The sequence below is a fragment of the Streptomyces galbus genome (assembly GCF_005280195.1).
GTDB lineage: Bacteria > Actinomycetota > Actinomycetes > Streptomycetales > Streptomycetaceae > Streptomyces > Streptomyces galbus.
In genome coordinates this window covers 101,098-121,287 of the sequence record NZ_SZPR01000004.1, presented here as the reverse complement: position 1 = coordinate 121,287, position 20,190 = coordinate 101,098, and the positions used below count along the sequence as shown (strand labels likewise).

General features: G+C 73.7%; 13 protein-coding genes, 3 tRNA genes and 1 pseudogene. 9 read left to right on the top strand and 8 right to left on the bottom strand.

The features are described from left to right. Positions 1-20: 20 nt before the first annotated feature. Together dnaG and E4U92_RS03235 are read left to right on the top strand one after the other, a co-directional pair. Positions 21-1,928 (top strand): DNA primase, encoded by a 1,908-nt coding sequence (dnaG, locus tag E4U92_RS03240; RefSeq protein ID WP_137298703.1) that lies wholly within the window; start codon positions 21-23, stop codon positions 1,926-1,928. A 113-nt stretch (positions 1,929-2,041) separates the two neighbouring features. Next, a complete protein-coding gene (locus tag E4U92_RS03235; protein WP_137298702.1) occupies positions 2,042-3,445 on the top strand; it encodes an RNA polymerase sigma factor in 1,404 nt (467 codons plus the stop codon). 52 nt (positions 3,446-3,497) lie between these two features. Here E4U92_RS03235 and E4U92_RS03230 read toward each other — a convergent pair whose 3' ends face one another. The 4 genes from E4U92_RS03230 to E4U92_RS03215 all read right to left on the bottom strand — a co-directional run bounded on the left by E4U92_RS03230 (position 3,498) and on the right by E4U92_RS03215 (position 9,145). Beyond that, entirely contained in the window at positions 3,498-5,426 is a 1,929-nt protein-coding gene (locus E4U92_RS03230; RefSeq protein WP_137298701.1) for an ABC transporter ATP-binding protein, read from the bottom strand. Further along, on the bottom strand, positions 5,426-7,159 hold the full coding sequence (locus E4U92_RS03225; protein ID WP_137298700.1) for an ABC transporter ATP-binding protein: 1,734 nt from the start codon (positions 7,157-7,159) through the stop codon (positions 5,426-5,428). Before E4U92_RS03225 ends, E4U92_RS03230 begins: the two co-directional genes overlap by 1 nt. A 116-nt stretch (positions 7,160-7,275) precedes the next feature. Beyond that, positions 7,276-8,730 carry a xylulokinase gene (locus E4U92_RS03220; RefSeq protein WP_137298699.1) on the bottom strand — a complete coding sequence of 485 codons (1,455 nt, stop codon included), beginning with the start codon at positions 8,728-8,730 and terminating at the stop codon, positions 7,276-7,278. A gap of 112 nt (positions 8,731-8,842) precedes the next feature. Then, positions 8,843-9,145 carry a hypothetical protein gene (locus E4U92_RS03215; protein ID WP_067232565.1) on the bottom strand — a complete coding sequence of 101 codons (303 nt, stop codon included), beginning with the start codon at positions 9,143-9,145 and terminating at the stop codon, positions 8,843-8,845. A 157-nt stretch (positions 9,146-9,302) separates the two neighbouring features. On the opposite strand from E4U92_RS03215, the gene E4U92_RS03210 reads away from it, so the two are divergent. The 3 genes from E4U92_RS03210 (at position 9,303) to E4U92_RS03200 (ending at position 9,717) form a co-directional block, all read left to right on the top strand. Further along, positions 9,303-9,375: transfer RNA gene (locus tag E4U92_RS03210), tRNA-Asn, on the top strand. A 5-nt stretch (positions 9,376-9,380) separates the two neighbouring features. Beyond that, positions 9,381-9,453 (top strand) — tRNA-Asn (locus E4U92_RS03205). Positions 9,454-9,643: 190 nt separating this feature from the next. After that, positions 9,644-9,717 (top strand) — tRNA-Ile (locus E4U92_RS03200). A 46-nt stretch (positions 9,718-9,763) separates the two neighbouring features. Here the strand turns inward: E4U92_RS03200 and E4U92_RS03195 are convergent. After that, entirely contained in the window at positions 9,764-10,411 is a 648-nt protein-coding gene (locus E4U92_RS03195; protein WP_137298698.1) for a dihydrofolate reductase family protein, read from the bottom strand. Positions 10,412-10,672: 261 nt separating this feature from the next. Between E4U92_RS03195 and E4U92_RS03190 the strand changes: the two genes are divergently transcribed. The 3 genes and pseudogenes from E4U92_RS03190 to E4U92_RS03180 all read left to right on the top strand — a co-directional run bounded on the left by E4U92_RS03190 (position 10,673) and on the right by E4U92_RS03180 (position 15,742). Next, on the top strand, positions 10,673-11,596 hold the full coding sequence (locus E4U92_RS03190; RefSeq protein ID WP_137298697.1) for an ABC transporter ATP-binding protein: 924 nt from the start codon (positions 10,673-10,675) through the stop codon (positions 11,594-11,596). After that, positions 11,593-12,969: pseudogene (locus E4U92_RS36455) on the top strand (ABC transporter permease); the annotation flags it as partial. The gene E4U92_RS03190 and the pseudogene E4U92_RS36455, both read left to right, overlap by 4 nt. Positions 12,970-12,985: 16 nt before the next feature. After that, positions 12,986-15,742, top strand: coding sequence for a bifunctional YncE/alkaline phosphatase family protein (locus tag E4U92_RS03180; RefSeq protein WP_137298696.1), 2,757 nt, complete (start codon positions 12,986-12,988; stop codon positions 15,740-15,742). Here E4U92_RS03180 and E4U92_RS03175 read toward each other — a convergent pair. The 3 genes from E4U92_RS03175 to E4U92_RS03165 form a co-directional block, all read right to left on the bottom strand. Continuing rightward, positions 15,739-17,403, bottom strand: a complete 1,665-nt coding sequence (locus E4U92_RS03175) for a SpoIIE family protein phosphatase (RefSeq protein WP_422070789.1) — start codon at positions 17,401-17,403, stop codon at positions 15,739-15,741. The two genes, E4U92_RS03180 and E4U92_RS03175, sit on opposite strands and share 4 nt — an antisense overlap. Positions 17,404-17,413: 10 nt before the next feature. Further along, entirely contained in the window at positions 17,414-18,058 is a 645-nt protein-coding gene (locus tag E4U92_RS03170; protein ID WP_229862332.1) for a class I SAM-dependent DNA methyltransferase, read from the bottom strand. Positions 18,059-18,224: 166 nt separating this feature from the next. Beyond that, positions 18,225-18,908 (bottom strand): ANTAR domain-containing protein, encoded by a 684-nt coding sequence (locus E4U92_RS03165; protein WP_137298694.1) that lies wholly within the window; start codon positions 18,906-18,908, stop codon positions 18,225-18,227. 330 nt (positions 18,909-19,238) lie between these two features. Between E4U92_RS03165 and E4U92_RS03160 the strand changes: the two genes are divergently transcribed. Then, positions 19,239-20,174, top strand: a complete 936-nt coding sequence (locus tag E4U92_RS03160) for an anti-sigma factor RsbA family regulatory protein (RefSeq protein WP_137298693.1) — start codon at positions 19,239-19,241, stop codon at positions 20,172-20,174. The last annotated feature ends 16 nt before the right edge of the window (positions 20,175-20,190 follow it).

The window sequence follows — 20,190 nt, the reverse complement described above, 5'->3', positions numbered from 1 at the left end:
CGTCCCCGTAGACTTCACGCGTGGCAGGACGGATCAACGACGAGGACGTGAAGGCGGTACGGGACGCGGTCCCGATCGACGCCGTGGTGTCCGAGTACCTCCAGCTGCGCAACGCGGGCGGCGGCAACCTCAAGGGGCTGTGCCCGTTCCACGACGAGAAGTCGCCCTCTTTCCAGGTCAGCCCCGGCAAGGGACTGTTCCACTGCTTCGGCTGCCAGGAGGGCGGCGACACCATCACGTTCGTGATGAAGATCGACCACCTCACCTTCTCCGAGGCGGTCGAGCGCCTGGCCGCCCAGGCCGGCATCACCCTGCGCTACGAGGAGGGCGGCTACAACCCCGCCCACCAGCGCGGCGAGCGCATCCGCCTGGTCGAGGCCCACAAGATCGCCGCCGAGTGGTACGCGGAACAGCTCGCGCTCTCCCCGGAGGCGGAGACCGGCCGGGTCTTCCTCGCCGAGCGCGGCTTCGACCAGGCCGCCGCCCAGCACTTCGGCGTCGGCTACAGCCCGCAGGGCTGGGACCACCTCACCCGGTTCCTGCGCGGCAAGGGCTTCACCGACAAGGAGCTGATCCTCTCCGGGCTCTCCCAGGAGGGCCGCCGCGGCCCCATCGACCGCTTCCGGGGCCGGCTGATGTGGCCCATCCGCGACATCGGCGGCGACGTCGTCGGCTTCGGCGCGCGCAAGCTCTACGAGGCGGACAACGGCCCCAAGTACCTCAACACGCCCGACACGGCGCTCTACCGGAAGTCCCAGGTCCTCTACGGCATCGACCTGGCCAAGAAGGAGATCGCCAAGACCTCCCGCGCGGTCGTGGTCGAGGGCTACACCGACGTCATGGCCTGCCACCTGGCCGGGGTCACCACCGCCATCGCCACCTGCGGCACCGCCTTCGGCGGCGACCACATCAAGATCCTGCGCCGGCTGCTGATGGACAACGGCTCGGCGCGCGTCATCTTCACCTTCGACGGCGACGCGGCCGGCCAGAAGGCGGCCCTGCGCGCCTTCGAGGACGACCAGAAGTTCGCCGCCGAGACGTACATCGCGATCGCCCCCGACGGCATGGACCCCTGCGACCTGCGCCTGGCCAAGGGCGACGAGGCGGTCGCCGACCTGGTCGAACCCCGCACCCCGCTGTTCGAGTTCGCGCTGCGCCAGATCGTCGGCCGCTACGACCTGGACACCCCGGCCGGCCGGGCCGCCGCCCTCGACGAGGCCGCGCCGGTCGTCGCCCGCATCAAGAACACCGGCGCGCAGCACGAGGTCGCCGTCCAGCTCGCCGGCCTGCTGGGCATCCTCGACACCCAGTTCGTCGTCAAGCGCGTGGCCCAGCTCGCCCGCTGGGCCCGTGAGCGAGGCGGCCGGGACCCGCGCCCCGCCGACCGGGGCGCCCCGCAGCAGCAGTGGGAGCAGGCCCCCCGCTCCGGCCCCTCCGGCCCGGCCCTCACCCTGCGCAACCCGGTCTTCGCCACCGAGCGCGAGCTGCTCAAGCTCGCCCTGCAGCGTCCCGAGCTGGTCTCCCCGGCGTTCGACGCGTACGGCGTCGACGAGTTCACCGCCCCGCCCTACGCGGCCGTACGCCAGGCGGTCCTGGACGCGGGCGGCGCGGAGTACGGCGTGCAGGACCCGCAGGAGTACCTGGTGCGGGTCCGCGAGGCGGCCCCCGACGACACGGTCCGCGCCATGGTCACCGAACTCGCCGTCGAGCCGATCATGAAACGCACGGTGGACGAGGTGTACGCGGGCACGGTGCTGGTCCAGGTCCGCCGGCGCGCGGTGGAACGCCGCATCCGGGACGTGCAGTCGCAGATGACCCGCCTGTCCACCGGCGGCGACCAGGCCCAGCTCGCCGCCGTGCAGAACGAGCTGTGGATCCTCCAGCAGTACGACCAGGCGCTGCGCGCGCACGGGGCCGCCGCGCTCTGACCCCCGGGACGGCCCGCAGGCCCCCGCGGTCACCGCTGGGTCACGGACCGGACTCAAAAAGTCACCGCACGCCCCTCGTGGCGGAGATGTGTCGTACCCCACACTGGGTTCCGGTGCCTGAGTCCTCGGAGCGCGGCCGATCCGTCCCCCACGGGTCACAGACCCCCGCGGGCGCGCTCATCGCGTACGGGACGGACAGCGGCCTGGCAGCCGTCTCCGCCCCCGAAGTACCGCTGCCGCCCCCCTCGGCGGCAGCGATCATCCTGGAGGTCGCCCCCGTGCAGACCCGCACCCTCGTCCCGACCGACACCCGTACCGACGGCGCGGAGTCCGGCACCGAGACCGACCTCCTGGTCGCGGTGCCCCCGCAGGACCGCGCCGCGCACCGCCCGGAAGCCGGCCCGGACGCCGGGCCGGGCCCCGAACCGTCCCTGGAGCCGTCCGTGGAGCCGCCCCCCGAGCCGGGTGAGCCGGGCGAACCGCCCGCCGAGGCGCTCGACGCCGTGGGCGCGGAGGAGGCCGGGGACACGCCCCTGCCCCTGGACGCCGTGAGTGCCGTGCTCCCCGGGACCGCCGAGCCGGCCCCCACCCGCACCGAGTCCGGCGGCCCCTCCGCCGACCTGTTCCGCCAGTACCTGCGCGAGATCGGCCGCATCCCCCTGCTCACCGCGGCCGAGGAGGTCGAGCTCGCCCGCCGCGTCGAGGCCGGCCTGTTCGCCGAGGAGAAGCTGGGCACCACCCCGGACCTGGACAGCGAACTGGCGCTGGACCTGGACCGGTTGGTGGTCATGGGCCGGATGGCCAAGCGCCGGCTCATCGAGGCCAACCTGCGGCTCGTGGTGTCGGTCGCCAAACGCTACGTCGGCCGCGGCCTGACCATGCTCGACCTGGTCCAGGAGGGCAACCTCGGCCTGATCCGCGCCGTGGAGAAGTTCGACTACGCCCGCGGCTACAAGTTCTCCACCTACGCCACCTGGTGGATCCGCCAGGCGATGTCCCGCGCGCTCGCCGACCAGGCCCGCACCATCCGCGTCCCGGTGCACGTCGTCGAACTCATCAACCGCGTCGTGCGCGTCCAGCGCCGCATGCTCCAGGAACGCGGCTACGAGCCGACCCCCGAGGAGGTCGCCGCCCAGCTCGACCTGCCGCCCGAGCGGGTCGGCGAGGTGCTGCGCCTCGCCCAGGAACCCGTGTCGCTGCACGCACCGGTGGGCGAGGAGGACGACGTCGCGCTCGGTGACCTCATCGAGGACGGCGACGCCGCGAGCCCCGTGGAGTCGGCGGCGTTCCTGCTGCTCAAGGAGCACCTGGAGGCCGTGCTGTCCACCCTCGGCGAGCGGGAGCGCAAGGTCGTCCAGCTCCGCTACGGCCTGGCCGACGGCCGCCCCCGCACGCTGGAGGAGATAGGGCGCATCTTCGGCGTGACCCGCGAGCGCATCCGCCAGATCGAGTCCAAGACGCTCAACAAGCTCAGGGACCACGCCTTTGCCGACCAGCTGCGGGGCTACCTCGACTGACCCCGCCGGGGCGCCGCCGCGGCGCGACGGCACCCCGGGCCGGGCCGCCCGCTCAGTCCACCTCGGCCACGGCCTGAGCGAACTGCGCCTCGTACAGCCGGGAGTACGCCCCGCCGGCCTCCAGCAGGTCGTGGTGCGTGCCCTGTTCCACGATGGAGCCGTTCTCCATCACCAGGATCGTGTCCGCGTCGCGGATCGTCGACAGCCGGTGCGCGATCACGAACGAGGTGCGCCCGTGGGCGAGTTTGGCCATCGCCTTCTGGATCAGCACCTCGGTGCGGGTGTCGACCGAGGACGTCGCCTCGTCCAGCACCAGGATCACCGGGTCGGACAGGAACGCCCGCGCGATGGTGATGAGCTGCTTCTCACCGGCGCTCACCCCGGAGCCCTCGTCGTCGATCACGGTGTCGTACCCGTCGGGCAGCGTCCGCACGAACCGGTCCGCGTGGGCCGCCCGGGCCGCCTCCTCGATCTCGCCGCGGGTGACCTCGCGGGAGGCGCCGTAGGCGATGTTCTCCGCGATCGTGCCGCCGAACAGCCAGGTGTCCTGCAGCACCATGCCGATCGCGGCGCGCAGCTCGTCCCGGGACATCGCGGCGATGTCCACGCCGTCCAGCGTGATCCGCCCGCCGGAGACGTCGTAGAACCGCATCAGCAGGTTGACCAGGGTGGTCTTGCCCGCGCCGGTCGGGCCGACGATCGCGACGGTCCGGCCGGGCTCCACGGTCAGCGACAGGTCCTCGATGAGCGGCTTGTCGGCCTCGTAGCGGAACGACACGTGCTCCAGCGCCACCCGCCCGCGCAGCGTCTCGGGCCGGGTGCCCGGGACCGGGTCCGCCTCCTGCTCCTCGGCGTCCAGCAGCTCGAAGACCCGCTCGGCCGAGGCCACGCCCGACTGCACCAGGTTCGCCATCGACGCGACCTGCGTCAGCGGCATCGAGAACTGCCGCGAGTACTGGATGAACGCCTGCACGTCACCGATCGACAGCGCGCCCGAGGCGACCCGCAGCCCGCCGACGACCGCGACCAGCACGTAGTTGATGTTCGACACGAAGAACATCAGCGGCTGCATGATCCCGCTGTTGAACTGCGCCTTGAACCCGGCCTCGTACAGCGCGTCGTTCTGCTCGGCGAACTGCTGCGCCGACTCCTCCTGCCGGCCGAACACCTTCACCAGGGTGTGACCGGTGTACATCTCCTCGATGTGCGCGTTCAGCTTGCCGGTGGTGCGCCACTGCTGCACGAAGTGCGGCTGCGACCGCTTGCCGACCCGGGTGGCCACCACGAACGACAGCGGCACGGTCACCAGCGCGACCAGCGCCAGGATCCAGGAGACCCAGAACATCATCGCCAGCACGCCGATGATCGTCAGCAGCGAGTTGATGAGCTGCCCCATCGACTGCTGGAGCGTCTGCCCGATGTTGTCGATGTCGTTGGTCGCCCGCGACAGCACCTCACCGCGCTGGCGCTGGTCGAAGTACGACAGCGGCAGCCGCGACAGCTTCGTCTGGACGTCCTCGCGCATCCGGAACATCGTGCGGTTCACGGCCCGGTTGACCAGCCGCGTCGCCACCGCCATCAGCAGGCCGGCGACCAGGAACACGCCCACCGCGAGCAGCAGTACGTGCCCGACGGCGGTGAAGTCGATGCCCTTGCCCGGCGTGAAGTCGGTGCTGCGCAGCATGTCGGCCACGTCGCCGTCGCCGCGCTGCCGCATCGACTCCAGCACCTGGTCCTTGGTGGCGCCGGACGGCATCTGCCGCCCGACGATGCCGGAGAACACCAGGTCGGTCGCCCGCCCGAGGATCTTCGGTCCGACCACGTTGAGCCCGACGCTGACCACCACGCACGCCAGCAGCGCGTAGATGGTGAGCCGTTCCGGCCCGAACCGGGCGACGAGCCGCCGGCCCGACACCTTGAAGTCCAGCGAGCGGGTGTCGGGGCCGCCCCCGGCCATCATCCGCCCCATCGGCCCCGCCATCAGGCAGCCTCCGCTTCCGTGAGCTGGGAGAGCACGATCTCCCGGTAGGTCTCGTTGTCCGCCATCAGCTCGTGGTGGGTGCCGGTGCCGACCACGCGGCCCTCGTCGAGCACCACGATGCGGTCCGCGTCCCGGATGGTCGCCACGCGCTGCGCGACGATCACCACGGTCGCCTCCGCGGTCTCCTCGGCGAGCGCCGCGCGCAGGGCGGCGTCCGTGGCGTAGTCGAGCGCCGAGAAGGAGTCGTCGAAGAGGTAGATCTCCGGGCGCTGCACCAGCGTCCGGGCGATGGCCAGGCGCTGGCGCTGACCGCCGGAGACGTTGGTGCCGCCCTGCGCGATCGGTGCGTCCAGGCCGCCCTCCAGCTTCGTCACGAAGTCCTTGGCCTGCGCCACCTCCAGCGCGTGCCACAGCTCCTCGTCGGTGGCGTCCGGGTTGCCGTAGCGCAGGTTCGTCGCGACGGTCCCCGCGAACAGGTACGGCTTCTGCGGCACCAGACCCACGGTCCGGGCCAGCAGCCGCGGGGCGAGGTCGGCCACCGGCACGCCGTCGACCAGCACCTCTCCCTCGGTGGCGTCGAACAGCCGCGGCACGAGGCCCAGCAGCGTCGACTTGCCGCTGCCTGTCGAGCCGATCACGGCGGTCGTCTCGCCCGGCCGGGCGACAAGGTCCACGGACTTCAGCACGGGCTCCTCGGCACCCGGGTAGCGGAAGCCCGCCCCGCGCATCTCCAGGTGCCCGTGCCGGCGCAGCTCGGTGACCGGCGCGAGCGGCGGCACCACGCTGGAGTCGGTGTCCAGGACCTCCTGGATGCGCTCGGCGCACACCTCGGCGCGCGGCACCATCATGAACATGAAGGTCGCCATCATCACGGACATGACGATCTGCATCAGGTAGGCGAGGAACGCCGTCAGGTCGCCGATCTGCATCCCGCCGCTGTCGATGCGGTGCGCGCCGAACCACACCACCGCGATGGACGACAGGTTCACCACCGTCATCACCACGGGGAACATCAGCGCCAGCAGGTTGCCGGTGCCCAGCGCCATGGCGGTCAGGTCGGTGTTGGCCTTGCGGAAGCGCTGCTGCTCGTACTCGTCGCGGACGAAGGCGCGGATGACGCGGTTGCCGGTGATCTGCTCGCGCAGCACCCGGTTCACCGTGTCCAGCCGCACCTGCATGGCCCGGAACAGCGGGCGCAGCCGCCGTACGATCAGCGTCACGCAGATGCCCAGCACCGGGACGACGGCGACCAGCACCCCGGACAGCGGCACGTCCAGACCGAGGGCGAGCACGATGCCGCCCACGCACATGATGGGCGCCGACACCATCAGGGTGAACGACATCAGCACCAGCATCTGGACCTGCTGGACGTCGTTGGTCGTACGGGTGATGAGGGACGGCGCGCCGAAGTGGCCGACCTCGCGGGCGGAGAACGACTGCACCCGGTCGAAGACGGCGGCCCGCACGTCACGGCCCAGCGCGGAGGCCGTCCGGGCGCCGTAGTACACGGCGCCGATGTTGCACACGACCTGGACCAGCGAGATGCCGATCATCAGGGCGCCGTAGGACAGGATGTAGCCGGTGTCGCCCTTCACGACGCCGTCGTCGATGATGTCCGCGTTCAGCGTGGGCAGGTAGAGGGTGGCGCAGGTCTGCAGGAACTGCAGCAGCACCAGCAGGGTGATGGGTTTCTTGTAGGGCCTGAGACAGGTCCGCAGGAGTCGTATGAGCACGCTGGTCTCTCGGAGTCGGCGAAAGGGGCGGTCGCTTGCCCTTGGCACCTATCGTCGGGCACTCCACCCGTGTTACCTCAACCGATTAACCCGTCAGCGCAGCCCCGCCGCGTCCGCTACGAGCGGAACGCCCCCGGGTGTGTCTGTTCGCGCACCGACACGAACTGCTGCCGCACCGCCTGCCCGACCGCCAGCTCCTCGCCCGGCTCCAGCACCTGCGCCGCCGCGCCCTGCCAGGCCGGCGGCGTCCGCGGGTCGAGCGTGCCCTGGGTGACCCCCAGCGCCCAGGCCGCCTGCCGGGCGGCACCGATCGCCGCGTAGTCCGCGGGCTGCGGCACGACGACCTGCGCCCCGAACAGCGCCGGCGCCGCCGCCTGCACCGCGGGCAGCTCGGCCGCCGCGCCCAGCAGGAAGACCCGCCGCACCTCCACGCCCCGCCCGCGCAGCACGTCCAGCGCGTCGGCGAGCCCGCACAGCATGCCCTCGAACGCGGCCCGCGCCAGGTGCTCGGGCTTCATCGACTCGCGCCGCAGCCCGGCCAGCGTCCCGGCGGTGTGCGGCAGGTTCGGGGTGCGCTCGCCCTCCAGGTAGGGCAGCAGCACCAGCCCGTGCGAGCCCGGCGTCGACTTCATCGCCAGGTCCGACAGGCTCTCCAGGTCGGGCAGCCCCAGCAGCTCGGCCGCGCCGCGCAGGGTCCGTACAGCGTTCAGGGTGGTGACGACGGGCAGGTGCATGCCGGTCGCGTCGGCCAGCGCGGTGATCGTCCCGGTGCCGTCCGTCAGGGCCTCGGGGTGCACGGCCATCACCGACCCGGAGGCGCCCAGGGACACCACGGCGTCCCCGGTGCCCAGCCCGAGGCCCAGCGCGGCCGCCATGGTCTCGCCGGTGCCGGCGGAGATCAGCAGCCCCTCCGGCGTCGTACCGGCCGCCTCCGACGGCCCGATCACCTCGGGCAGCGCCACCTGGTGGCCGAGCGCCAGCTCGACGAGGTCGGGGCGGTAGCCGCCGGTCGCGGCCGACCAGTACCCGGTGCCCGAGGCGCCGCCCCGGTCGGTGGTCCGGCGCACCGGCCGGCCCAGGAGCTGCCACACCAGCCAGTCGTGGGCCTGCAGCAGCACGGCCGTGCGCAGGGCGGCGTCCGGCTCGTTCTTGGCGAGCCAGCGCAGCTTGGTCACCGGCTGCGCGGCCTGCGGCACGGACCCGACCGCCTGCGCCCACGCCTCCCGGCCCCCGAGGGAGTCCACCAGGTCGGCGGCCGCGACCTGGGCCCGCTTGTCCCCGCCGACCAGCGCGGGGCGCACGGTGTTGCCCTGCGCGTCCAGCGGCACGACGGCGTTCTGCTGCGCGGACACGCCGATGGCCTGCACGCCCTCCAGCAGACCGCCGCCGGCGGCCTCACCGAGGGACAGCAGCCAGGCCTGCGGGTCGACGTCGCTCGGCCGGCCGCCGCCCGCCGGACCGTCGACCGGGTGCGGCGCGTAGCCCTGCCTGAGCACGGCACCCGTGTCGGTGTCGCAGACGACGATGCGAGTGAAATCGGGCGAACTGTCCAGCCCGGCGACTATCCCCATGGCCAAAATTCTGCCGCATCGCCGCGCCGGGTCGGGCCGGGCACGGCACAGGGGCGCGGACACCGTGCGACCGCACGGTTCCCGCGCCCCTGAGGACGGCCCCGGGAGGGCCTCAGGTGGTGCTGGTGCCCCAGTCGTCGGCGGGGGCGGAGCCGTTCCGCTCACGCAGCGAGCGGACCCGCTGGGTGACCGAGTCGGGGACCCGGTCGCCGAGCTTGTCGCTCACGGCGTGGTAGGCCTTGCCGGCGTACTGGCGGCCCTGCTGGGCCGCCGTCTCGGCGGTGTTGCGGACGGCGGGGTTCTCGGAGAGCCGGCGCGCGGACTTCTTCAGCTGCTCGTAGCGTTCGCGTCCGGCCCTCGTGCCCAGCACGTAACCCAGGGCGAGCCCGGAGAGGAACATCAGCCGGTAGCGCATGACGGCCACCCTTCCCTCGTGTCGGTCGGCGGTGCGGCATCGGTGCCGGGGGTACCGATTGGCTAAGCACCCCCCTGCTTGCGCTAATGTATGTGTCGCAGCGAGCGGGCGCCCCCTGGCGGATACCCAGGACGGCACGTTCGATGCAACGAGGCATTCCTCCGTAGCTCAATTGGCAGAGCAGCCGGCTGTTAACCGGCAGGTTACTGGTTCGAGTCCAGTCGGGGGAGCTCGGTCCTCCGTAGCTCAATTGGCAGAGCAGCCGGCTGTTAACCGGCAGGTTACTGGTTCGAGTCCAGTCGGGGGAGCATGCTGAACGAGGACCCCGTCGGGGTCCTTTTTCATGTCCCTGGGAACCGGACGCCCGGCGGCGTGGTCCTCAGGGACATGACGGCAGGTCGCGGGGGTGCACGGAAGCCGACCATCCGAAGCAGGAGATCGTATGAGCGGCTATGCTGCGGCAGACGACGCGCACACATGTACGCGACACGCCGCTATGGGGCGGTAGCTCAGCCGGTTAGAGCAGCGGACTCATAATCCGTCGGCCGTGGGTTCGAGTCCCACCCGCCCCACTGTGCGCGCCCTTCGCCCGCGGAAACGTCTCAGCGGGCGCGCCGGTCACCGGCGCCAGAACAAGTGGTGCGTCACCCCGCTCGGGCTCGGCACGACCTCCAGGTGGAAGCGGTCGCGCAGGTCGTCGGGGGAGTCCCACAGGCGCAGTCCCGAGCCGACCTCCACCGGGGCGACCACCACGTGCAGCGCGTCGACGAGGTCGGCGTCGAGGAACTCGCGGATCGTGCTCACCCCGCCGCCCAGGCGCACGTCCTTGCCCCCGGCGGCCTCCCGGGCCCGCGCGAGCACCGTGGCGGGGTCGGCGTCCACGAAGTGGAACGTGGTGTCGGAGAGCGTGATCGAGGGGCGCTCGTGGTGGGTCAGCACGAACACCGGCGTGTGGAAGGGCGGCTCCTCGCCCCACCAGCCCTGCCACTCGAAGTCCTGCCACGGGCCGCGCTGGGGGCCGAACTTGTTGCGGCCCATGATCTCGGCGCCGATGTTGTGGCTGAAGTCCCGGGTGAAGTAGTCGTCCAGGCCGCGGCTGCCGCCGGGCTCGGTGCGGTTGGGCCAGCTCGCCGTGGCGCCGGCCCAGGCGAAGAGCTCCCGCGGGTCGATCCGGGTGCCGAAGGGCCGCTCCAGGCTCTGGTCCTCGCCCGCGGCGACGCCGTCGCGGGAGACGGTGAAGTTCTGTACGCGCAGCAGCTGTGCCATGTGATCCCTTGATCCCTCATCAGGTCCTGTCGCCCCCTGGTCCGGCGAGGCGTCCGTCACCAGGGTGTCGAACGGGACGCCGACGGATCGACAGCGCCACCCGAGGAATTTCCCCCGGCGGTCCGCGGCCCGGCCGCCCGGCGGGCGCCCCCCCCACTTGCCCATGCCTTGACGATCCGTTCCGTGCGTGTTCAGGCGGGCTTCCCTGTGCGGGGCGTGTGACGCGCCTAAGTTCCTTCACTGGTGCGAAAGAAGGGGCTCATGGGCACACTCCTCGCCGTCCGGGCGCACGGGATCGGCAAGTGTTTCGGTGACGTCGTCGCGCTCGACGGCGTCGGCCTGGAGGTGACCCGGGGGCGCATCCACGGCCTCGTCGGGCCCAACGGCGCGGGCAAGACCACCCTGCTGGGCCTGCTGCTGGGCCTGGCCGTCGCCGACAGCGGCACCCTGGAGATCCTGGGCGTGCCCGTCGGGCGGGTGCTCGCCGCACCCGACGGGGTCGCCGGTTTCGTGGACGGGCCCGGGCTGTACCCCGCGCTGACCGCCCGCCAGAACCTCGCCGCGCTCGCGGCGTTGCACGGCGAGGGCCCGCGCGCGGCGCGTGTCGACGACGCGCTGGACCAGGTCGGACTCACCGACGTCGCCGACGACCGCACCCGCGGCTTCTCCCTCGGCATGCGCCAACGGCTGGGTCTGGCCGCCGCGCTGCTCGCCCGGCCCCGGCTGCTGGTGCTCGACGAGCCGTCCAACGGGCTCGACCCGGCCGGCCGGCGGCACGTCCACGGCGTCCTCACCCGGCTCGCCGCCGAGGGGACCGCCGTGGTGCTCTCCAGCCACCGCATGGCCGACCTGGAAGCCCTGTGCTCCGAGGTCACCGTCCTTTCCGGCGGGCGGGCGGTGTTCTCCGGGCCGGTCGGCGAGCTGGCCGCCGCGCACGGCGCGCTCGACTACCGGCTCGTCACCTCCGACCCGCCGGCCGCCCGCCGCCTCGCCGCCTCGACCGCCGGGGTGGAGGTGGCCGGCGACACGGGCCGGCTCGTGGTGCGCGCGCCCGTGCCCGCCCTCGACACCCTCGTCGCGTCGCTCGTCCACGCGGGCGTCGCCGTCCGTGAGCTCACCCCGGTCGTCTCACCGCTGGAGGCGGCCTTCCTCGCCCTCACCGAGCGGCAGGAGGCCCGCCGATGACCGCGACCGCCGTCGACCGCCCGGACGACCTCGGCGAGGACACCGGCGGCGTCCCGGCCGCCCGCCGGGTCCCCGTGGCCCGTGTCTACCGCTTCGAGCTGGTCAAACTGGTGTCCCAGTGGCGGATCCGGGTGCTCGTGCCGGCCTGCTGGATCGCGCCCGCGCTGTTCGTCGCCGGGGTGGGCGAGCAGAGCACGCTGCCCACCGACACCCTCTTCGGCCGCTGGATGCACGCCACCGGCTGGGCCGGGCCGCTGGTGATGCTCGGCTTCGCCGGCACCTGGGCGCTGCCCCTGCTGACCTCGGTGGTCACCGGTGACGTGTTCGCCTGCGAGGACCGGCTCGGCACCTGGCGCCACCTGCTGGTGGCCGTCCGCTCACCCCGGCGGATCTTCGCCGCCAAGGCGCTGGCCGGCCTCACCGTCGTGCTGCTGCTCGTGGCCGGGCTGGCCTGCTCCAGCGCGGCCGGCGGGCTCCTCGCGGTCGGGAACCGGCCGCTGGTCGGCCTCGACGGCCACCTGCTGACCCCCGGCGAAGCCGCCCTGCGCGTCCTGCTCGCCTGGACCTGCGCCCTCGCCCCGACCCTGGCGCTGGCCGCGATCGGACTGCTCGGCTCGGTCGCGCTCGGGCGGTCCCCGACGGGCCTGCTGCTGCCCGCACTCGTGGCGCTCGCCCTGCAGGTCGCCCAGATGCTGCCGCTGCCCGTCGCCGTACGGCTCGCCCTGCCCGGGTACGCCTTCCTGTCCTGGAACGGCCTGTTCACCGACCCCGCCCAGCTCCGCCCGCTCCTCATCGGCGTCGCCGTCGGCCTGGTGTGGGCCGTGCTCGCCACCGCGCTCGCCCTGCTGCTCTTCCTGCGGCGGGACTTCACCGCCCCGGCGCACGACGGCTCCGGCCGCCGGGCGCTCACCGTCGGGCTGCTGCCCCTCGCCGGGCTGCTCGCCGTCACGGTCGCGGTGATCGCCGGCACCACGCCCTCCCCGGGGTCCGGGATCGGCCAGGAGAAGGTGCAGCGCTCGGTCGCCACCGCGTTCGCGCACCTGTACCGGCTGCAGACCGACCAACTGCACCGGCCCGCCGTCACCGAGGAACAGCTCGCCGTCACGGCGGCGTGCACGAAGGGCGCCGGGCGGCTCGCCCCGCAGGGGCCGGGCAACGACTGGCGGTGCGTCGTCTCCTGGCACCTGCCGGGCGTGCGGCTCACCGGGCAGGCCGTCTACCAGCTCGACGTCGCCCCCGACGGGCGGTACGTCGCCGACGGCGACGGGCCCAAGGAGGTCAACGGCTACTTCCTGGTGCGCACCCCGCTCGGGGACGCCCCGAACCCCCTCTGGCAGTTCGACGGCACCGTCGAGCTGCTCCCCACCCCTCCTCCGAAGGGACAGCCCCATGCAGGTAACCCGTCAGCGCCGCACCCGGCAGCGGGAGCGGATCAGCCTGTTCGGCAGGCCGGTCGCGCGCCGGGGCGTGCTGGTGACGGCGGGCATCGCGGTCGCCCTCGGCGTCACGGGCACCGCCCTCGCCTCGACGTACGGCTTCGGCACCCGGCAGGTCGGGGAGCGGACCGCGCGCGGGCAGGTCGTCTCGGCCGACCAGTACCTGAAGCCCTACGGCACCCGCACGGTCCTGGACGACGGCAAGATCATGTCCTCCGCGGTGAGCCCCGACGGCACCCGCCTCGCCGCCTCCCTCGCCGACGGCGACGCCGCCCTGGTCGTCCTCGACGCGGCGACCGGGCAGGTGAAACAGAAGATCGGCACCAACGCGGCGGACGACCTGCGCATCAAGAGCGCCGCCGTCGGCCAGGAGGGCCCCGTCTACTCGCCCGACGGCACCCGGCTGTGGCTCGGCCAGACCGACGGCTACACCCGGTTCACCGTGGCCGCCGACGGCACCCTGTCCGACCCGGTGAGCGTCCCGGTCCCGGCAGACGGCTCCCGGCACGCACTGGTCGCGGGGGCGGTCTTCTCGCCCGACGGCTCCACCGTCTACGCGGCGGTCAACGGCCAGAACCGGGTCGTCGCCCTCGACGCGGCGACCGGGGCCGTTCTGCACAGCTGGGCCGTCGGCAACGCCCCGCGCGGCATCGCCCTCGCCGGCGGCCGGCTGTACGTCAGCAACGAGGGCGGGCGCCCGGCGAGGGCCGGCGACACCACCATCAACTCCTACGGCACCCAGGTGCCCGCCGACCCGGACACGGGCGCCACCACCACCGGCACCGTCAGCGTCATCGACCCGGCGGACCCGGCCGCCCCCGTCGGCACCCTCGACGTCGGCCTGCACCCGACCGCGGTGTACGCGGCGAAGGGCGCGGTGTTCGTCACCGACACCGCGGACAACGACGTCTCGGTCATCGACACCCGCCGCGGCAAGGTCGTCCAGACCATCGCCACCCAGCCGTGGCCCGAGGCGTCGGTCGGCTACGAGCCGAACGCGGTCGCGCTCACCGCCGACGGCCGCCTGCTGGTGACCCTGGGCCGCGCGAACGCCGTCGCGGTCTACCGCTACAAGTCCGCGCAGGAGCCCGCGCGGTACGTCGGCCTGCTGCCCACCGACTACTTCCCCGCGCAGCTCGCCACCGTCGGCGGGCAGGTCGTCGTCTCGAACACCCGCGGCATCGACGCCCGCCGCCCCACCGCCGCCGCCGGTCACGGCACCCACGACACGACGTCCAGCCTGACCCGGTTCACGCTGCCGGACGACAGCGTCGTACGGGCGCAGACCGCCACGGTGTTCCGCCAGAACGGCTGGACGCCCGGCTCGGTGCGCACGGCCGAGCGCGCGGGCCACGCCCGGCCGGTGCCGGTCCCGGCGCGGCTCGGCGACCCCTCGACGATCAAGCACGTCTTCCTGCTCGTCAAGGAGAACCGCACCTACGACCAGGTCCTCGGCGACGACCCCCGCGGCGACGGCGACCCGGCGCTCACGACCTTCGGCGCGAACGTCACCCCCAACCAGCACGCCCTGGCCCGGCAGTTCGGGCTCTACGACAACTTCTACGACGTCGGCACCAACTCCGCCGAGGGCCACAACTGGCTGATGCAGTCGGACAACCCGGAGTACACCGAGTCCTCGGCGGGCGAGTACCAGCGCAGCTACGACACCGAGAACGACGCCCTCGGCCACCAGCGGACCGGGTTCCTGTGGACCGGGGCCCAGGCGGTGGGCAGGTCGGTCAAGGACTTCGGCGAGTTCCAGTCGCTGGAGACCAAGCCGGCGGGCGCCACCTGGCAGAACCTGTACTGCGACGCCCGGACCATGCGGTCGACCGGCGCGCCCACCCAGTACCCCATCCGCACCGGCTCCGCGATCCCCTCGCTCAACGAGGTCTCCGTCCAGGGCTTCCCGATGTTCGACCTGGACGTCCCGGACGTCTACAAGGAGCAGATCTGGGAGCAGGACTTCGCGAAGAACGGCCCGGCGGCCCTGAACATGTTCTGGTTCTCCAACGACCACACCGGCGGCCCCGCGAACGCCGCCGCCGAGGTCGCCGACAACGACCTCGCCGTCGGCCGCATGGTCGACACCATCTCGCACAGCCCGTACTGGAAGGACTCGGCGATCTTCGTCGTCGAGGACGACTCCCAGAACGGCCTCGACCACGTCGACGGCCACCGCGCGCCCGTCCAGGTCATCAGCCCCTGGGCCGCGCACGGCGGCGTCGACCACCGCTACTACTCGCAGATCACGATGATCCGCACCGTCGAGCAGATCCTCGGCATCCGCCCGATGAACCAGAAGGACAGCGCGGCCACCCCGATGTACGGCGCGTTCCGCCGCACCCCGGACGCCACGCCGTTCACCGCCGTGCCCAACCGCACGTCCCTCACCCTCGGCGTGAACCCGCAGCCCGCCTGCGGGCCGGACACCCCCGCGCCCCAGGACACCGCGGCGGCCGCCGCACCGACGTCCGCCGCGGTCCCGCCGGCCCGGCGCGCGCTCGCCGCGCAGTGGCGCACCTGGGCCTCCCACCAGCGCCTGACCGGCCCGCACGCGGTGCCCGACTACGCCAACGCGGAGCAGATGAACCGCTACACCTGGTACCAGACCCACGACTGGACCGAGCCCTACCCCGGCGACCACCGCGTCTACGCCCCCGTCGACGTCCCGGGCGCCTCCCTGCCCTCCCCGGAGAACGACGGCTAGAGCGGCTCGCCGGACAGGCGCAGTTCGAACCACACCACCTTGCCCGTGCTCACCCTCGTCGCGCCCCAGCCGAGGGCGAGCTGGTCGACGAGGAACAGACCGCGCCCGCCTTCGTCGTGGAGGCGGGCGTGGCGCATCCTCGGCACCTGCGTCGAGTCGTCGGCGACCTCCACGCGCAGCACCTCGCCGCGCAGCAGCCGCAGGGTGACCGGCCGCGAGGCGACCCGTACGGCGTTCGCGACCACCTCGCTGACCAGCAGCTCGGCGGTGTCGACCAGGGCGTCCAGGCCCCAGCGCAGCAGGGTCCTGCGGGTCAGTGTGCGGGCCTGGCGGGCGGTGCGCGGGTGCGGGGCGAGGTACCACTGGGCCACGGTCTCCGGCTGGACGCCCTCGAAGCGGGCGGCGAGCAGCGCGATGTCGTCGTCCCGGTCGCCGCTGCCCGCGGTGCCGAGTGCCTCGTCGCACAGCGCCTCCAGCGAGGCCGGCGCCGACCGGGGCGCTCCCGCCAGGCGGCTCCTGAGCCGTTCGACACCGGTCAGCACGTCCCACTCGCGGGACTCCACCAGGCCGTCCGTGTAGAGGAGCAGGGTGGACCCCGCGGGCGCGTGCATCTCCGTGCTCTCGAAGACGCCGCCGCCGACGCCGACCGGTGAGCCCGGCGGGATGCCGAGGACCACCGCGCGGCCGTCCGGGTGCACCAGCAGCGGCGGGGGATGGCCGGCGTTGGCCACCAGCAGCCGGTGCAGGACGGGGTCGTACAGGGCGTACAGGCAGGTCGCCATGTGCAGGCTGCCGAGCCGTTCGGCCTGCTCGTCGAGGTGGTGCAGCACCTCGTCCGGGGGCAGGTCCAGGCCCGCCAGGGTCTGCACGATGGTGCGGAGCTGGCCCATGATCGCGGCCGAGGTCAGCGAGTGGCCCATGACGTCGCCGATGACCAGGGCGACCCGGTTGCCGGGCAGCGGGATCGCGTCGTACCAGTCGCCGCCGACCTGGGCCGTCCGCGAGGCGGGCAGGTAGCGGCTGGCCAGCCGCACCCCGGTCGGCTCGGGCAGGGACGACGGGAGCATCGTGCGCTGCAGCGCGGCCGCCACCGACGCCTCGCGCGCGTAGAGCACCGCCTTGTCGATGCCGAGCGCGGTGTGCGTGGCGAGCTGGGAGGCGACCAGCAGGTCGTCGTCGGTGAAGGGCGGCCGGTCGGCGCCGCGCAGCAGGGTGACGCTGCCCATGACATGGGTCCGGCCGTGCAGCGGGGCCACGACCAGGCGGCTGCCCGGCGGGACCGGCCCCAGCAGACCGGCCGCGGCGGCCGCGACCCCCGGGGCGTCGCCGGGCACCGGCCGCCCGGCCCGCAGCAGCGCCGACAGCGGCCCGTCCGGGTCGAGGTCCACCACGCTCCCGGGGGCGCCGGCGGGCGGGGCCGCCGCACGCAGCCGCAGCACGGGGGCCGGACCGGAGGGCTCGTCGCCGACCGGCAGCGGGTCGCACAGGTGGACGAAGGCCGCGTCGGCGAACTCCGGCACGGCGGCCCGGCACAGCTCCTCGAGCGTCTCGTCGAGGTCCATGCCCCGGGCGATCCGCCGGGTGGCCGCGTCCAGGTAGCGCAGCCGGCCGGTGGGCGCCTCCACGGCCGGGCGCGGGCCGCCCGCGGGCTGCTGTGTCACGACTGCCGCCTCACCCGCGCCGCGTGCACCGCAGGAAGATCTGCACCTCGGGCGGCACGTCCGCGCTGGACGGGGCGTAGGTGTACGAGGTCTCGTCGACGACGTCGAAGCCGGCGCCGTCGACCACCTCGCGCAGGTCGTCGCGGAGGTAGCCGGAGACGCGGATGGTGCTGCCGAGGAACGGGATCGCGAACCCGTCCACGTCGGCCTCCACCATCGACAGGGCGAGCCGGCCGCCCGGCACGAGCAGGTGGTGGATCGTGCGCAGCGCGAGGGGGATCTCCGCGCGGGGCAGCATCAGCAGGGAGAAGAAGGCCGTCACCGCGTCGAAGCGGCCGAGGTCGAGCGGGCCGCCGGGGCGCAGGTCGGCGAGGTCCGCCTGGTGGAAGGACGCCTCGGGCACGTGCTCGCGGGCGAGCGCGACCATCCGGGCCGACAGGTCGACGCCCACCACGTCCAGGCCGCCCTCGGCGAGCCGGCGCGCGGTCGGCAGGCCGGTGCCGCAGCCGAGGTCCAGGACGCGGGACCCGGCCGCCAGGGCCCCGACGAGCCAGTCGGTGGCCGCGACCTGCCCCTCCTTGTGCGGGAAGGCCTCGTCGTACCGGCTGCCGATGGCGTCGAACGCCTCGGCCTGCCCCGTGCGGTCCGGCCGCAGGGTCCCGTAACCGGTGTGGTCGGGGTGAGCGGGGTGACCAGGGTGATCGGGGTGGTCGTGCTGGAGCTCGTTGCTCACGGACATCCCTCTTCGTCGAGTGCCGGTCCGATTTTTTCACGGCCCCCCCGCTTCGGCATGGCGCGCGGGCCACCGGACGCGGGGCACGTCAGCCCGTGTGACGGGCGATCGCCGTGCGCAGGGCCGCACGTACCTCCACGGGCGGGAGCGTACCGGTCGCGCTGGTGGCGACCGCCTCCGCCACCGTGCGCAGCTTGGTGTTGGAGAGCTGGGAGGTCTCGCGCAGGATGCTCCACGCCTGGTCGGGGGTGCAGGAGTGGGCGGCCATCAGCATCCCGCGGGCCTGGTCGATCACCGGCCGGGAGGCCATCGCCCGGCGCAGCTGCTCGACCTCCTCGTGCAGCTCCCGCAGCCGCTCGGCCCGCTCCAGCGCCACGGGTGAGGCGGGCGGCCCGGTCTGCGGGCGGGGCACCCGCGGGCGGGGCACCGGGCGCAGCGGGTCGGCGGGGTCCAGGCCCGCCAGCTCCAGGACGCGGCGCGGCTGGCCCCGCCAGTCACGGGTCGCCACCGGCAGCGCCGTACGGCGCCCGTACGCCTCCAGGACCTCGAGGAACTGCAGGCCCGCCGTGTCCATGAACGCCACCCCGGACACGTCCACCTCGACCCGGCGGGTGTCCGGCGGCAGGGCGTCCAGCTCCCGGGCCAGCACGGACGCGCAGCCGTCGACCAGCTCGCCCCGCGCCGTGAGCAGCGCGTGACCGGCGTCCGTCCGGCCCTCGACGACCAGGGGCACCCCGTCCGCCGCCCGCCGCGCCCCTGCCGCCGCCCTCATGCCACCGTCCCGTCCGTGTCCGGCCCCCGGTCGTGTCGCGGCCCGCCGGTCCGCCGAGCCGGGTGGGCGCCGCCGCGCGGGCCCGCCCGTCCGCCCGTCGCCCGTCCGGCCTTACCATCGGTACGGCCGACCCGTCCGCTCGACGTGCGCCTGCCCGCCGCCCGGCCGGTCACACCCCGGGCGGGGCATGAGCCGCAGCGCCTCGGGTAGCCGATCGTGAGCCGAGCGGTGGACTTCGGTGCTCCCCGGGACGGAAGCGGGGTATCCGGAGGGGGAACGTGGGCAGCCAGGCCGGAGAGCGGGTGCGCCGGAGAGGGAGGTGCCGAGGACATGAGCGCGACCACCACTGATCCCTTCGTGCATCCCGCGCTGTTCTACCGCGACGAGCAGGAGTACCTGGCCGGGACGCTGCCCTTCCTGGAGGCCGGCCTCACCGCCGGGGACCCCGTCGCCGTCGCCGTGCCCGCCGCGAACCTGCGGCTGATCCGCGAGGGCCTCGGCCCCGCCGCGGACGCCGTGCTGCTGCTCGACATGCAGGAGGCGGGCCGCAACCCCGGCCGGATCATCCCCGGGGTGCTGCGCGCCTTCGCCGACGCCCAGCCCTCCGGCCGGCGCGTGCGGATCATCGGCGAGCCGATCTGGGCCGGCCGCAGCGCCACCGAGTACCCGGCGTGCGCCCAGCACGAGGCGCTGATCAACGCCGCGTTCACCGGCCGCGAGGTGAGCATCCTGTGCCCCTACGACGAGAGCCGCCTGGACGACCGCACGCTCACCGACGCCCACGCCACCCACCCCGTGGTCATCCCGGCCGGCTCCGCCGAGGAGCGGCCCAGCGAGGCCTACGACCCCGACGGCGTCGTCGCCTCCTACAACCTGCCGCTGCCCGCCGCGCCGCGGGTGCCCGCCCGGCACTTCGACGCGGCGTGCCTGCCGACGGCACGGCAGCACGCGACGGAGGAGGGCCGGCGGCTCGGCCTGACCGGCACCCGGCTCGGCGACTTCGCCCTGGCCGCCTCCGAGCTGAGCACCAACAGCGTGCTGCACGGCGGCGGCAGCGGGGAGCTGCGGGTGTGGGCCGAGGACGGGCGCGTGGTGTGCGAGGTGCGCGACCGCGGCCGCATCGACGACCCGCTCGCCGGCCGCCGCCCCCCGCGGCGCGACCAGCTCGGCGGGCGGGGCCTGCTGCTGGTCAACCTGGTCGCCGACCTGGTCCGCCTGCACACGGGCGACCGGGGGACGACCGTACGGGCCTACTTCGCCCGCTGACCGCCCCCTGCGCCCC